The 14,004-nt window shown below is 61.7% G+C and carries 12 protein-coding genes; 3 read left to right on the forward strand and 9 right to left on the reverse strand.

Going from position 1 to position 14,004, the window contains the following annotated elements; translation table 11 throughout:
* The 3 genes from hemE to A6764_RS16700 form a co-directional block, all read right to left on the reverse strand.
* Positions 1–1,038, reverse strand: a complete 1,038-nt coding sequence (gene hemE / locus A6764_RS16690; protein WP_029097502.1) for a uroporphyrinogen decarboxylase — start codon at positions 1,036–1,038, stop codon at positions 1–3.
* Positions 1,039–1,156: 118 nt separating this feature from the next.
* On the reverse strand, positions 1,157–1,996 hold the full coding sequence (locus A6764_RS16695) for a DUF4097 family beta strand repeat-containing protein (RefSeq protein ID WP_029097503.1): 840 nt from the start codon (positions 1,994–1,996) through the stop codon (positions 1,157–1,159).
* A gap of 1 nt (position 1,997) precedes the next feature.
* On the reverse strand, positions 1,998–2,549 hold the full coding sequence (locus A6764_RS16700; protein WP_065068123.1) for an HAAS signaling domain-containing protein: 552 nt from the start codon (positions 2,547–2,549) through the stop codon (positions 1,998–2,000).
* 737 nt (positions 2,550–3,286) lie between these two features.
* Between A6764_RS16700 and A6764_RS16705 the strand changes: the two genes are divergently transcribed.
* Positions 3,287–4,924 (forward strand): esterase/lipase family protein, encoded by a 1,638-nt coding sequence (locus tag A6764_RS16705; protein ID WP_065068122.1) that lies wholly within the window; start codon positions 3,287–3,289, stop codon positions 4,922–4,924.
* 99 nt (positions 4,925–5,023) lie between these two features.
* Here A6764_RS16705 and A6764_RS16710 read toward each other — a convergent pair whose 3' ends face one another.
* Both A6764_RS16710 and A6764_RS16715 read right to left on the reverse strand, forming a co-directional pair.
* On the reverse strand, positions 5,024–6,901 hold the full coding sequence (locus tag A6764_RS16710; RefSeq protein ID WP_044899581.1) for a bifunctional metallophosphatase/5'-nucleotidase: 1,878 nt from the start codon (positions 6,899–6,901) through the stop codon (positions 5,024–5,026).
* A gap of 88 nt (positions 6,902–6,989) precedes the next feature.
* Positions 6,990–7,781, reverse strand: coding sequence for an alpha/beta fold hydrolase (locus tag A6764_RS16715; RefSeq protein ID WP_264622290.1), 792 nt, complete (start codon positions 7,779–7,781; stop codon positions 6,990–6,992).
* A gap of 187 nt (positions 7,782–7,968) precedes the next feature.
* Here A6764_RS16715 and A6764_RS16720 point away from each other — a divergent pair, with 187 nt between their 5' ends.
* Both A6764_RS16720 and A6764_RS16725 read left to right on the forward strand, forming a co-directional pair.
* Positions 7,969–8,658: a hypothetical protein gene (locus A6764_RS16720; protein WP_029097508.1), complete on the forward strand. Its 690-nt coding sequence runs from the start codon at positions 7,969–7,971 to the stop codon at positions 8,656–8,658.
* Between the two features lie 289 nt (positions 8,659–8,947).
* A complete protein-coding gene (locus tag A6764_RS16725) occupies positions 8,948–9,871 on the forward strand; it encodes a hypothetical protein (protein ID WP_051188059.1) in 924 nt (307 codons plus the stop codon).
* Positions 9,872–9,974: 103 nt separating this feature from the next.
* Here the strand turns inward: A6764_RS16725 and hemL are convergent, their stop codons facing one another.
* From hemL to hemC, 4 genes are read right to left on the reverse strand one after another with little or no spacing between them, the layout of a single operon-like run.
* Positions 9,975–11,258 carry a glutamate-1-semialdehyde 2,1-aminomutase gene (gene hemL / locus A6764_RS16730; RefSeq protein WP_029097509.1) on the reverse strand — a complete coding sequence of 428 codons (1,284 nt, stop codon included), beginning with the start codon at positions 11,256–11,258 and terminating at the stop codon, positions 9,975–9,977.
* 7 nt (positions 11,259–11,265) lie between these two features.
* On the reverse strand, positions 11,266–12,240 hold the full coding sequence (gene hemB / locus A6764_RS16735) for a porphobilinogen synthase (RefSeq protein ID WP_029097510.1): 975 nt from the start codon (positions 12,238–12,240) through the stop codon (positions 11,266–11,268).
* Positions 12,224–13,048 (reverse strand): uroporphyrinogen-III synthase, encoded by an 825-nt coding sequence (locus A6764_RS16740; protein WP_264622291.1) that lies wholly within the window; start codon positions 13,046–13,048, stop codon positions 12,224–12,226. Before A6764_RS16740 ends, hemB begins: the two co-directional genes overlap by 17 nt.
* Positions 13,045–13,989, reverse strand: a complete 945-nt coding sequence (gene hemC / locus A6764_RS16745; RefSeq protein ID WP_029097512.1) for a hydroxymethylbilane synthase — start codon at positions 13,987–13,989, stop codon at positions 13,045–13,047. The genes A6764_RS16740 and hemC overlap by 4 nt, the downstream gene beginning before the upstream one ends.
* Positions 13,990–14,004 lie beyond the last annotated feature (15 nt).

Here is a 14,004-nt window from a genome sequence, read left to right on the forward strand (position 1 = left end):
TTACGTGTCCCGGCGGTAACTGTGGATGAATCGGGTCAGTTTCTGCAGCGTTTCCACCTTCGCGTCCGGGAAGACGCCGTGTCCCAGATTGAAGATGTAGCCGGGCTGCCTGGTCCCTTCGTCCAGAATCTCCTTCGCCTTGGCCTCCAGCATCTCCCACGGCGCCAGCAGGAGCGTCGGGTCGAGGTTGCCCTGCAGCGCCTTGGTGACCCCCAGCTCCCGCGCCGTACGGATGGAGGTGCGCCAGTCGAGACCGACCACGTCCACCGGCAGGCGGTCCCACTCCTTCAGCAGGTGGCCGGCGCCTACGCCGAAGTAGATCGTCGGTACGCCCGTTTCTTTCAGCGCGCTGAAGATGCGGTGCATCACCGGCGCAATATAGGCGCGGTAGTCCTCGTCATTGAGCGCGCCCACCCAGGAGTCAAACACCTGCACGGCCTGCGCACCGGCGCCAATCTGCGCCTTCAGGTAGCGGATGGTCATCTCTCCCAGTTTGTCCATCAGCGCCTGCCATGCCTCCGGCTGCGTGTACATGAACGCTTTCGTCTTGTGGTAGTGCTTCGACGGGCCGCCCTCGATGATGTAGCTGGCCAGGGTGAAGGGCGCGCCGCCGAAGCCGATCAGCGGTACGGAGAGCTGCTGGCGCAGGATTTTGATCGCTTCCATAATATACGGCACGTGCGATTCCGGGTCCAGTTCGCCCAGGCGCTGCACGTCGGCAAGCGTTTCGACCGGATTGGCGATGACCGGTCCGACGCCCGACTCGATGTTGACGTCCACCCCGATCGGCTTCAGCGGCGTCATGATATCGGCGAACAAAATGGCGGCATCGACGCCCAACTGCTCAACGGGCAGACGCGTGACTTCCGCACACACTTCCGGTATGTAATTCATCTCGAAGAAGCTGTACTTGGCGCGAATCGCCCGGTACTCCGGCTGATAGCGCCCCGCCTGCCGCATGTACCAGACCGGAACGTGCTCCGTCGGCTCTTTGCGACAGGCTTTCAAAAACGTATCGTTAAACGGTTTTGCGCTCATGAACAAACCTCTCTTTGTACAAAGAATGATCCTCTCTCATGATACCATCCACCATTCGACAAATCCCGCCTCTTTTGTGTCAAAATCGTTATCGTTTCATAGTGTTTCCAAAAAGTTCCTATCGGATGCGAATGTCCCCGGTCGCGGTGCGAACGAGGATGCGCGGACCGCCGGCGCCGCTCGATCCGTCCAGCCTGTGATCCGTCTGCTCACTGTAGGAAAGCCCGGGCCAGTCGGCTTCCACGTCACCCGTGTCGGATTTCAGGTCGAGCCGGACTGCCGCCTTCTTCTCCACGTTGATCTCCACGTCGCCCGTATCGGTCGTGATGTCGACATTGCCGCCCAGTTCCGTCAGCACCAGATCTTCCACGTTGCCGGTGTCGCTTTCGATGCTGACTTCGCCGCGGATGCCGGCCAGGTCCATGTCACCCGTGTCGGTGCTGACCGCCAGCCGGTCTCCCTCCAATCCGTTCAGCTCCACGTCACCGGTGCTGGATTGGATCGTCACGCGCTTGGCCTTTAGACCGCCGGCGCGGATGTCTCCCGTCGCGGTGGTGACCTGCATGTCCTGATAGGCGGCGGCGGGAATGGTCACCTGCAGTTCCATTCGGGTACGGGGCGTGAAGAAAAAGCTGATCCGATCCGGCTCCCCCACAGTGACCCGCAGGATGCCGTCAGGGGTTACCTCCGTCTGCAGCGTCGGCTTGCGCTCTGCGGGCGCCTCCCCGACCAGCCGGACACTGATCGATGTCTCCCGGGCGGCGGCGAGGACGACATCCGCCGTCTCCGTCTTCAGGTCGATGCCTTTCACCTGCTGCGCGATCGTACGCTGCTCGTCGATCGTCTGCATGTCAAAATGGAAGTGCTCCCCCTGCTGAAACTGCCAGACCAGCCCTCCCACTCCCACAAGAAAGGCGAGAAAGAAAAAGCCGAACAGTCGGTTGGTGACGCGATTCATCTCACTTCCCCCTAATCATGCGCAGATTGAAATGCAGGTAGCGCAAAAATTGCCGGTACAGCCAGCCGGTCAGCCGGAACAGCCCGATCGCCATCATGCCGCCCAGCCCAAACGACGCGATGCCGGCAAACACCATGATGGAGCGCTGATCGGACGTTTCGGGGATGAGGAATGGAAACAGCAGGCCGACCGGTGCGATCAAGAGTACCAGGGAAGCGGCGTAGAGGCCGATCAACACGCCGATGATCGCGAGAAACGGCCCGAGGACAAAGACGAGGTTGAAGAAGCCGAGGCTGACGGTCGCGATCACCGCCCGCGTCATGTTGCCGATGGACGCGTCGGACTGCGCCTGGTGAATCCGGTAGCCGGCCAGAATCTCCCGTGCGAGCAGCCTGGGACTGCCCAGCGCTTCGGCGATTTCCTGCTCGCTTTTTCCGTTCTTCACGCCGTTCAAAAAGTGCTGCGTGTAGTCGGCCAGGATGTCCAGCCGCTCCTTGTCCGGAAGCTCGCGCAGCAAGCTGTCCAGCTCATTCATAAACTCACGTCTCGTCATATCCGATCCCTCCTGGATAATCCGGTTGACCCCGTAGGCCAACAAGCGCCGCTCCAAAAATGAAAGACGCCAGATTTCACGTGGTTGAAAACGCTGATCTGACGGTCTTTTGACATGCGGGATTCCCAATCACAGGAAAACAGGCGTATCCGTACATTTCCAAACAAACATAGTAGATGAAACTGTTGTATTTTACCATACGTATACCAGTAAAACAACAGGCGCTTATCCTCTTCAAACGTGAAGACATCGGGAGGGCTTCGATGAAAAAACGATATGCACTTGGGCTCATTTGCTCCTGTCTGATGATTTTCTTCTCAAGATTGTTCCCACAAGAACCATTGGCTTGCTAATGTTCCTCACTTTTACAGCGAACATGTTGGCGGGAATCAGTTTCCTTGTCCATTTTCTCACGCTGATGCGAAAAAAGAAGACAGCATGGAGGGAAAGTGCGTCAACGCAGCCTCGCGTTTGGACGTTTGTTTAGAAAACGGCCTGGACCCCCGTTTACCCGAAATTTGAATCATGATGCGAAATGGGTTTCGCGCATCGTGACAATGTGCTTCAGCATCACTGCGTCTCTCTGCAGCTTCAGAAGCGCAGTCGTCATTCCGTCAAGCCATTTGCATCATTTTTCATTGGGCCGGTTCGATGGATTCAGTAGACAAGCTGTCGGTATTGTTGTAAAATTCAGGTAATTATTCCAAAAATTCTTTCTTTTAAAGGAGGAACCCGTGATGAGCCGCCGTTTTCTGCCCGCCCTGCTCGCCCCTTCCCTCACCCTTGCGCTTGCCTGGCCGACCGCTGCCGCAGCAGCCCCCAGTCTCACGCTGCACGACGACAATCCGAACGGAAAATCGGGGGACTGGTACACCGGAGCGATTCCGCCCAACGCTTCGGATGACAAACCGGTCTTGTTGTTCGTGCAGGGGCTTCACTCCGACTACACCACGTGGACGGCCGATGACGACTATTACACCGCCGCCTACAACGCCGGATACCGGACCGCCTTTGTCCAGCTGCCGGATGCGGACGGCGCCGGCGGCAGCATGTGGACCAACGGCAGCGTGCTGGCGGACGTCATCAAGAAAGCGGCCAACTACTACCATGTCCCGCAGATCAACGTGATCGCCCATTCGAAAGGCGGCATTGACACGCAGGCGGCGCTGGTGCATTACGGAGCGCATCCCTACGTCAACGTCGTGCATCAATTGGGCACGCCCAACAAGGGGTCGGAGCTGGCCGACCTGGCCTACAGCGATTGGACGTGGTGGCTGGCGGAGATTCTGGGCATGCGCGACGATGCCGTCTACTCGCTGCAAACCTCCTACATGGCCCAGTTCCGCGAGCAGACGGACAGCCGGCCGGAAGCCCGCAAGGCCGCCACGTACATGGGAGCGGCAACCGGCGACGACGGCTGGTTTTCCGCCACCTGGTTCGCCCATGCCGTCCTCCCCGGCTCGGATGACGGGGCCGTCTCCCTCGATTCGGCGTTCGGTCTGCCGTACGGCATCCGGGCGTTTACGGACAACGGCTCGGAGAAGCTCTCCCACTCCATGCTGCGGCATGCCTCCAAGACCTGGGAGCAGGTCCGGCCCAAGCTGAAACTGGCTTTCGCCGGATTAAGCAAAGCCGGAGCGGCCGAAGCTGAATGGGCCGACGCTGGATTGGCCGAAGAAGCGGATCAGGCCGTCCGGGTACCCGCGCGCAGCGGGGACGAGGCTGCCGGCGCAATTTACCGCGGCGGCGAAGTGGACGGCGTGCAGACGGAGCGCATTCCCCTGGAAGGCGGCATCGAAAACGTGCTGATCGACATCATGGTGGCCGACAAAGCGACGGCGGTGGAACTCATCAGTCCGTCGGGTGAGGTGTACAAGCCGGAGGAAGGGGAAGCGGTGCCGGACGAACTCGGCATTTTCGGCAAAGCCGTGCATCGCGTCTTTTCGCTCGACAAGCCGGAAAAAGGAGAGTGGACCGCGAAAATCAGCGGCGAGCGGGACGCGTACTTCCTGCTGGCGGCCGTCCAAGGAGGCGTGGACCTCAAATGGCGGGCGGACAAGCAGGTGTTCAAGAAAAACGACACCGCTTCGCTGCAGCTTGCGACCCGCAGCGGAAAAGCGAAACAGACCTCGCTTCAGCAGGCCGCACTGCGTCGATCCGGCTCCGGAAAGGGAACGGCGCTGCAACAGCTCCGCGTCCATGCGGCCAGCGACAGCGAGATGAACGTCCGGTTCCAGGTGCCGTCCGAACCGGGGGTTTACAACCTGTCGTTTGAGGTGTCGGGCGTGGACGAATCGGGAGAAGCGTTTACGCGATCGGTCAACTACAATTTTGCCGTCACGGATGAAGACGGCGAGATCCCCCGTCCCGAATAAGACGACGGAAAGCCCTCCACCCGGCAGCTTGTCCGGACGGAGGGCTTTCGCTGTTGCTCGCTGCTTGGTTTCAGCGTTTTTGGCTGCGAATTTCTCGTATTACTCGTTGACTTCCACGATGCGTCCTTCTACCTTCGGGTTTACCGTCTTTTTGTTCGTCAGCGCTTCTTCGACAATGGTATAGAGCGTGAGGCCGGTGTTGAACCCCGGTTTGTTGAACGTTTCGTAGCCGTCTCCGCCCGCCGCGAGGAAGTCGTTGGTGGCTACCTTGTAGGTTTTCTTCAGGTCAAGCGGCTGGCCGCCCACTTTCACTTCCACGACCCGTTCGCCGGCCGGCTTGCTCGGGTTGTAGGTGAAGGACATGCCGCTGATTTGCGGGAAGCGTCCCGCGCCTTCCTCCACTTGGCTGACGCCGTTTTCCAGCGCCTTTTTCAGCTCTTCGCCGGTCACTTCGATCACGGTCAGGGTGTTCGGGAACGGCAGCAGCGTGTACAGGTCCTTCTTCGTAATGTCGCCCGCTTTCAGTTGGGTGCGGATGCCGCCCCCGTTGATCAGGGCCACGTCCGCTTCGTGTCCTTTGATCGATTTCGTGCGCTCCAGCATGATGTCGGCGATCAGGTTGCCGACGTTGGTTTCCTTTTTGCGCACGAGGCTGCGGTCGCCGTCCAGATCCACTTCCGCCTTGGCGATCACGACGCCCATGACTTCGTCGATCTTGCTGACGATCTCCTGCACCAGTTTCTCCACGTCCGGGTCAGCCTGTACGCTCTCGTCGTACTCTTTCAGCCCGCCGCTGAACGCGACCAGCTCCTTGCCCAGGTAGTACAGGTCGGCACGGCCCAGGGACTTGCCGTATTCCCAGTCCTGCACGATGTAGGTGCCGTTCACCACTTCCGGCGTCTTCAGCGGCGTGTGGGAGTGGCCGCCGACGATCAGGTCGATGCCCGGCACGTTCTTCGCGATTTCGCGGTCCACGTCGATCCCCACGTGGGAGACCACGATCACGTGATCCACTTCCTTTTTCAACTGCGGCACGACCACCTTCGCCACTTCCACCGGATTCTTGAAAGTCAGCCCTTTCACGTTGTCCGGGTGGGTGAGAATCGGCGTGTCCTCCGCCACAAAGCCGACGAACGCGAACTTCTTGCCGCCGATCTCCGCCTTGTACGTGGGCACGAGGAGCTCCGTGCCGTCCGCCTTGAACACGTTGGCGGAAATGATCGGGTGTTTCAGCATGTCGCGCAGCTTCAGGAGCTGTTCGTAGCCGAAGTCAAACTCGTGGTTGCCCGCCGCCATCACGTTGTAGCCGAGGTGGTTGAGAATCGGCACGACGGACTCTCCCTTGAACTGGTTGACGAAGACGGTGCCCTGGAAGGTGTCGCCGGCGTCGAGCAGCAGGAAGTTCTCGTTTTCCTGGCGCCACTCTTTCAGCAGCGTGGCAATCTTGGCAAAGCCGAATTCCTTGAGGTTTTTGTCCTCCTGGATGTGTCCGTGCGTGTCATTGGTGTGGGCGATGGTGATGTGCGTGGTGGCCGCGTCCCCCAGCGCCTGGAAGAATTCGCCGCGGGTCACCTGCGCCTTGTTTTCCAGCTTGAGCGTGTAGCCCAGCTTTTTCGCCAAATCCGTCAGCTTGGCGGCGGACAGAAGCTGCGTCGGGTTTTTGACGTCGTTCTCGGTAATCGCCCCCTGGTTTTTCAGCCAAGTCAGGTACGGGGCGGACCAGTGGGTGCCTTTGCCGGTCGGGGCGGCCGTGTTGGCTCCCTTCAGCTTGGCAAAGACCACGGCGGCTTCGGCCAGCGTCACGCTGCGGTTCAGCGCCAGATCACCGTTTTGGCCCGGCGAGAGGATGGACTTTTTCACCATCCAGTCCACGTGCTGCACCGGATGGAGCGGCGCGGCAAACGCCGACCCGGCCATCAGCGACGAACAGATCGCTGCGGCCAAAACGGCCAGACTGATGCGACGTGCTTTCTTCATGATTGTTTCTCCCCCCAAAACAAAAATGATAGGATAGGACAGCACTACTGATTATAGCAAAATTTTCTTGCGATTTGTCCATGTTCTGTCAGAAACTTCTCATAAATTGGCCAATCGCCTCCGTCAGGTCTTCCGGCACTTCCAGCATGCCCATGTGGCCCGCTTTCGAGAGCAGCACCTGGCGGACGTGCGGACCGTCTGCCGTAAAGGTCTTGGCCGGGGACACGATCTGGTCCTGTTCGCCGGCGACGAGCAGCACGGGCAGGCCCGTTTCCTGCAGGACGCGCCGACGGTCCGGCCGGTCTCTCATCCCCTGCAGCGTGTGGATCGCGCCCTTTGGATCGGTCCCAAGGCCGATCTCCCTGGCCAGCCGCACGTCGTCAGGACGGGCCGCGGCGCTGTCCGGGGCAAACAGCTTGGGCACGAGCGCCTTGACGAACGGCTCCATCCCGTTCTGCCTGATGCTCTCCATGCCCTTGTCGCGGTTGGCCCTGCCCTGTTCGTCGTCGGGATACGCGGTGGAGTGGATGAGCCCGAAGCCGGTCAGCCTGTCCGCGTGGCGCTCGGCAAACGCCAGCGTCACGTAACCGCCCAGCGAGTGGCCCAGCAGCGCCGCCCGTTCCACCTCCAGCGCATCCAGCAGGTGGACCAGGTCCTCTGCCATCCGTTCCATCGTGTACGGCTCGTCCGGCGCGGAACTGCCGCCGTGTCCGCGCAGGTCCGGCGCAATCACGCGGAACCGCTCGGCCAGAGCGGGAATCACTTTCCGCCAGTAGGCGGAACTGCCGCAAAAACCATGCATCAGGAGTATTGGTTCGCCGCTGCCCACATCGGTGTAGGCGAGGCGAACGCCGTTTGGCAAGGAAGCCTGTTTCATCATCGTGAATCCCCTTCTTTCTGTCCTATTTTTCAAAGTGTTGCCCGGCCAGACGGATCGATAAACCTGCCGGGAGGAAACCGGATCACGTCGAAACCCCGATGATCCGGAGCGGAACAAGTCCCCTTGCCAGGGCTTGTCCTGCCCCTGTATGATTGGAAAAACACGGTAATGAACTGAGGTGGTTCCCATGGTACAAGCGATCACAGGAAGTGCACCGGTCAGCGGCGAGCGGGAGGTGCCCTATACCCTGATTCGGCCGGATGGCGGTCAGGGCCGCGCCGTTTGCTTTGTCTGCCCGGGAGCGAGCTACCTGTTTGACAAGCCGCTCCTGCACTTCTCCACCATGACGCTGCTCCGGTTCGGGGCAGACGTGGTGCACGTCCGCTACGCGTACAGCAAGGACAACACCGTCTTTTGGAACCTGCCGGAAGACGAGCGCAGTCGGGTGATGCAGGAGGATGTCCGCGCCGTCACGGAGCGGGTGCTGCACCATTCTGACTACGGGCAGGTATTGTTTTTGGGCAAGTCGATCGGCACGCTGCCCATCGTGAACGGCGTCTGCCGCTCTCCCCGGCATGCGCAGGCGGCCGTCATCCTGCTTACGCCCCTGCTGACGCTTCAAACGGTTGCCGACCATCTGCTCTCCTGCCCGCAGGCGGTCTTTCTGGCCACCGGCACCGGCGATCCCTATTACAGCGAACCGGTGATCCGGCTGCTCGCCAAGACCCGGCCAAACGTGACACTGCACATCGTCTCTCAGGCCAACCACGCGCTGGAAATCGGTCTGGACGCGGAGGCGTCGCTCGACGTGCTGCGCAGCCTCATGCGGGACATGGCCCTGTTCCTCTCCGACCGCCTCCCGATACCGGCGCGATAGGATACGGGCTGCGGAGGCCGCCCTGTCTGTTCCCGGCACCGCCGGCGGTTCGCCGCAGCCCGTCCCCCTTCCCTCTTCCGACGGCGTGCCGCTTGCTTTTCCCTGTCCCACGTTTTTCGCTCCCCCAGATCTTTGGCACCGAAAACAATCCGAATTGCGTTCCCACTCCCCAGACTTTCGACCCATTTCTCGTTTTGCGCTGCAAAAACGCTCACGACGAAAGCCCCTCGTGCCGATATGAGTAAGGGACCTCGCGTTCACGACTCTGATCACACCTGGAGGAAGCGTCATGACACATGCATCTCGTCCGGCACTTATCCTGCTTATCGTGCTGAGCGTATTTATGACAGGACTCTCCACCGAAGAGAACACTGCCGAAGTGAAAACTGCCCAAGTAAATCCTGCCGAAGAGAAGGCGCTGAAAGCCACATGGCTCTGGCAAACGTACCTGACCGCCTCGGAGCCGGATCAGATCCTCTCGTTTGCCGCGGAGCAAGGCGTGACCCTGCTGTATCTGAAAATCGACACCTCGCTCACCCCCGCGTATTACCGGCCGTTCATCGGCAAAGCCCGCGCCGCCGGGATCGACGTGCACGCCTTGGGCGGGAAAGCCGATTGGGGGCTGGAACAAAACCGGCAGGACATCCTCGCCCTGGTCGATTGGGTCAACCAGTACAATCTTGCGGCCGGCGACCATGAAAAAATCACCGGCATTCACCTGGACATCGAACCGTACGTCCTGCCCGCGTGGAAAACGGACCGGGAAGCGGTCATCCGGCAGTGGATGGGCAACGTGGAGGCGTACGTCGGCAAAATCAGGCAGAATCCCTCGCTGCAGATTGGCTGTGACCTGCCGTTTTGGCTGGACAATACCCCTATCCCCGGCAGCCCTGACACCTCGCTGGCCGAATGGATGATCGCCAAGCACGATCACGTGACCGTGATGGCTTACCGCGACCGGGCGGCCGGACCGAACAGCATCTCCTCGATCGTGACGCAGGAACTGGAGATGGCCGACCGGTACGACAAGAAGGTGCTTGTCGCCGTCGAAACGAAGCAGAGCAGCGAGGGCAATTTCATCACCTTTTTCGAGGAAGGCAGCGCGTACATGGACAGCGAACTGGACAAGCTGCCCGCACTCATGGCGGAGCACCCTTCCTTTGCGGGAGTGGCGATCCACTCCTTTGAATACTGGAAAGAACTGGGGAGATAATCCTCCAAAACAAAAGTCCCTGCCGCAACCGGACAGGGACTTTTGTTATCTCAACGCTCCCGGCAGTGCGGGCGCCTGCAGCTTTTCTTCGCCGTGTGCCGGCTTACAGCTTTTTCATCGCGTTGTAGCTGGCTTCGATGGTGCGCTCGATGTCCGCTTCCGTGTGGGCCAGCGAGACGAACATGCCCTCGAACTGGGACGGCGGAATCATTACGCCTTCTTCCAGCAGGTGGCGGAAATACTTGGAGAAGCGCTCCAGATCGGACGTCTTGGCCGTCTCGTAGTTGACGACCGGCGTCTCCGTAAAGAACAGGCAGACCATGGAGCCGACGCGGTTCACCGTGTGCGGGATGCCCAGCTTGCGGGCGTTGTCCGCCAGTCCTTCGGCCAACCGGGCGGAGAGTGCTTCCAACCGCTCGTAGACCCCTTCCTGCCCCAGCTCCCGCAGCGTGGTCAATCCGGCGGCCATCGCCAGCGGATTGCCGGACAGGGTACCCGCCTGGTAGATCGGTCCCGCAGGGGCTATCTGCAGCATGATGTCCCGCCTGCCGCCGTATGCGCCGACCGGCAGGCCGCCGCCGATCACCTTGCCCATCGTCGTCAGGTCCGGCGTGATGCCGTACAGCTCCTGGGCGCCGCCGCGGGCGACGCGGAAGCCGGTCATCACCTCGTCAAAGATCAGCAGCGTTCCGTAGCGCTGCGTAATCTCCCGCAAGCCCTGCAGAAAGCCCGGCTGCGGCGGCACGACGCCCATGTTGCCGGCAACCGGTTCCACGATCACCGCGGCCAGATCGTCGCCGAACGCTTCGAACGCCATCTTGACGCTCTCCAGATCGTTGTACGGTACGGTGATCGTATTGATGGCCGTCGCTTCCGGCACGCCGGGGCTGTCGGGCAGTCCGAGCGTGGCCACGCCGGACCCCGCCTTGATCAGCAGGCTGTCGGCATGGCCGTGGTAACAGCCCTCGAACTTCATGATCTTGTTCCGCTTGGTGTAGCCGCGCGCCAGCCTGAGCGCGCTCATCGTCGCCTCCGTGCCGGAGTTGACCATCCGCACCACTTCGACCGACGGGACGATCTCGCAGACCAGTTTGGCCATCTCCGTCTCCCGTTCGGTCGGAGCGCCAAAGCTGGTGCCGAGCGCGGCCGCTTCCTGGATCGCCGCCAGCACTTTCGGGTGGGCGTGTCCCAGGATCAGCGGCCCCCAGGAGCCGATGTAGTCGATGTAGGTGTTGCCGTCCACGTCGACGACGCGGGCCCCCTCCCCTTTGGCGATGTAGACGGGATTGCCGCCCACGCTTTTAAACGCCCGCACCGGGCTGTTTACTCCACCCGGTATGTACTGCTGCGCTTCCGCAAACAGCCGGACCGATTTCTCCATGTTCATCGTCCGCTCACCTCGCCAGCCATTTTGCCACGTCTTTGGCATGATAGGTAATGATCAGGTCGGCACCGGCGCGCTTGAAGCCGACCATCGTTTCCATCACGATCCGCTCTTCGTCGATCCAGCCGTTGGCCGCCGCCGCTTTGACCATCGAATACTCGGCGCTCACGTTGTAGACGACGATCGGCAGATGGAAGGACTCCCGCAGGCGCAGCACCATGTCCATGAACGCCAGCCCCGGTTTGACCATCAGGAAGTCAGCCCCCTCCGCCACGTCCGAAGCCGCTTCGCGCAGCCCTTCGCGGGCGTTGGCCGGATCCATCTGGTACGTCTTGCGGTCGCCGGACTTGGGCGCGGAGTGAGCCGCGTCTCGGAACGGACCGTAGAACGACGAGGCGTATTTGACCGCGTAGGACATGATCGGCACGTGGGTAAAGCCGGCTTCGTCCAGCGCCGCGCGGATCGCCGCCACGAAGCCGTCCATCATGTTGGACGGCGCGATGATGTCCGCTCCCGCTTTCGCCTGCGAGACAGCCGTCGCCGCCAGCAGCTTCAGTGATTCGTCATTGACCACGTCGCCGTCGTGCAGCACGCCGCAGTGACCGTGGTCGGTGTACTGGCAGAGACACGTGTCGGCGATGACGACCAGCTCCGGATGTCTCTCCTTGATCTGACGGATGGCCCGCTGCGTCACGGCGTCGTCGTTGTAGGCTTCCGATCCGCAGGCATCCTTGTGCTCCGGCACGCCGAAGACCAGCACGGACTGGATGCCCAACGCCGCCACCTCATCGATCTCCTCGTTCAGGCGGTCCAGCGAGAAGTGATAGACGCCCGGCATGGAGGGAATTTCCTCCTTGACGTTCGATCCTTCCACCACGAAGATCGGGTAGATCAGATCCTCCACACGAACGTGGTTTTCGCGTACCAAACTGCGCATCGCCGCGCTGGAACGCAGCCGGCGATGACGGTCAAATGTGAGTGCCATGTACATCCCCTCCCAGATTTGCTGTCAACGCTTGCAACAAGCCGTCCACCGTGTACTCCCTGGCCACGGCGTGAACCGGCAGGCCGAGGCGTTTGGCTGTCTCGGCCGTAACCGGCCCGATGCAGACGATCCGCACGGAGACCAGCAAGCCGTCCAACCCGTACGGGGCCATCACCTGCATGAAGTGCTGCACCGTGGATGAACTGGTAAACGCGATCGCGTCGATTTCCCCCCGCCGCAGCCGCTCCGCCGCTTCCGGGGCGCCCTCGCCGTCGATGACCGTCTCGTAGGCGTCCACCTCGGTCACCTGCAGCCCCATGCGGCGCAGTTCGTCCGGCAGCGTCTTGCGGGCGATGTCGGCCCGCGGCAGCAGCACCCGCTGGCCCGGTGCCAGACGCCCCCGGAGCGCGGCGAGCATGCCCTCGGCCACGTAGTCGGACGGAATGACGTCCGCCGTCCAGCCGTGTTTGTCCAGTTCGGCCGCCGTCCTGGGCCCCACCGCCGCCACGCGGGCGGTCATCCGGTCCGGGCTCACGCCCAACTGCCGCATTCTCTCCAGAAAGAAGCGGACGCCGTTGACACTGGTGAACATCACCCAGTCAAACGCATCCAGGCGGGCGATCGCGTCGTCGAGCGGTCCGGTGTCGGCCGGCGGCACCATTTTCAGCAGCGGAAACACGTATGCCTCGCCGCCCAGCGCCTCAATCTTTTCCACCAGCTCGCGGGCCTGGCTGCGGGCCCGCGTCACCATCACCCGGACGCCGGAAAGCGGCAGGCGATCCTCTCCAAGCGGCGCCGGCCGGTTCATCCCTGATTCTCCTTCTGCACCTCTGCCAGCACCTCGCCGGCTCCTTCCGCCAGCAGGGTTTCAGCCAGCTCACGGCCGAGTGCGGCCGGATCGGTGCCGGTGGCCGTCCGCTTGAACACCCGTTTGCCGTCGGGCGACGCGACCAGTCCGGTCAGCGTCACCGTCGGCACGGCATCGCCCGACGCTTCCGCCACGGTGGCATAGGCCCCGATCGGCACCTGGCAGCCGCCCTGCAGGCGGTGCAGGAAGCTGCGCTCCGCCGTCACCGCCAGGCGGGTCGGCGGGTCGTCCAGGCGGCGCAGAAGCGCGAGCGTCTCCTCGTCGTCGGCCCGGCACTCGATGGCCAATGCCCCCTGCCCGACAGCCGGCACGCTGATCTCCACCGGCAGGTACTGGCTGATCGTTCCGTCCCACTTGACCCGCTCCAGTCCGGCCGCTGCCAGGATGATGGCGTCGAAATTGCCTTCGTTCAGTTTGCGGATGCGGGTGTCGATATTGCCGCGCAGCGATTCGATCTGGATGTCCGGCCGATAGGCCAAAAGCTGCGCGGAGCGGCGCAGGCTGCTCGTGCCCACCAGCGCCCCGTGCGGCAGCTCATCCAGCGTCTTGCCGTCCTTGGACAAGAGCACGTCGCGGGGGTCCACCCGTTTCGGAATCGCGCCGATCACCAGCCCTTCCGGCAGTTCCGCCGGCATGTCCTTCAGGCTGTGCACGGCCAGGTCCGTCTCCTTGTCCAGCAGCGACTGCTCAATTTCCTTGACGAACAGCCCCTTGCCGCCCACTTTGGACAGCGTGACGTCCAGGATGCGGTCTCCTTTGGTGACGATTTCATGCAGTTCAAATGCCGCTTCGGGCGCGAGCCGTTTCAATTGGTCCACGACCCAATTGGTCTGGGTGAGCGCCAGCATGCTGCGGCGCGTTCCCACCTTCCAGTTTCTCATGGTAGCCTCCTTGCA

The organism is Brevibacillus sp. WF146, from assembly GCF_001673705.2.
In the GTDB taxonomy this organism is placed as follows: domain Bacteria; phylum Bacillota; class Bacilli; order Brevibacillales; family Brevibacillaceae; genus Brevibacillus; species Brevibacillus thermoruber.

Coding starts and splice junctions, on each gene's coding strand:
- A6764_RS16695 (WP_029097503.1), bottom strand. CDS start 1,996: ATGAATCGCGTCACCAACCGACTGTTCGGCTTTTTCTTTCTCGCCTTT.
- hemB (WP_029097510.1), bottom strand. CDS start 12,240: ATGGCACTCACATTTGACCGTCATCGCCGGCTGCGTTCCAGCGCGGCG.
- hemE (WP_029097502.1), bottom strand. CDS start 1,038: ATGAGCGCAAAACCGTTTAACGATACGTTTTTGAAAGCCTGTCGCAAA.
- A6764_RS16725 (WP_051188059.1), top strand. CDS start 8,948: ATGACACATGCATCTCGTCCGGCACTTATCCTGCTTATCGTGCTGAGC.
- hemL (WP_029097509.1), bottom strand. CDS start 11,258: ATGAACATGGAGAAATCGGTCCGGCTGTTTGCGGAAGCGCAGCAGTAC.
- A6764_RS16740 (WP_264622291.1), bottom strand. CDS start 13,048: ATGAACCGGCCGGCGCCGCTTGGAGAGGATCGCCTGCCGCTTTCCGGC.
- A6764_RS16715 (WP_264622290.1), bottom strand. CDS start 7,781: ATGATGAAACAGGCTTCCTTGCCAAACGGCGTTCGCCTCGCCTACACC.
- A6764_RS16705 (WP_065068122.1), top strand. CDS start 3,287: ATGAGCCGCCGTTTTCTGCCCGCCCTGCTCGCCCCTTCCCTCACCCTT.
- A6764_RS16710 (WP_044899581.1), bottom strand. CDS start 6,901: ATGAAGAAAGCACGTCGCATCAGTCTGGCCGTTTTGGCCGCAGCGATC.
- A6764_RS16720 (WP_029097508.1), top strand. CDS start 7,969: ATGGTACAAGCGATCACAGGAAGTGCACCGGTCAGCGGCGAGCGGGAG.
- hemC (WP_029097512.1), bottom strand. CDS start 13,989: ATGAGAAACTGGAAGGTGGGAACGCGCCGCAGCATGCTGGCGCTCACC.
- A6764_RS16700 (WP_065068123.1), bottom strand. CDS start 2,549: ATGACGAGACGTGAGTTTATGAATGAGCTGGACAGCTTGCTGCGCGAG.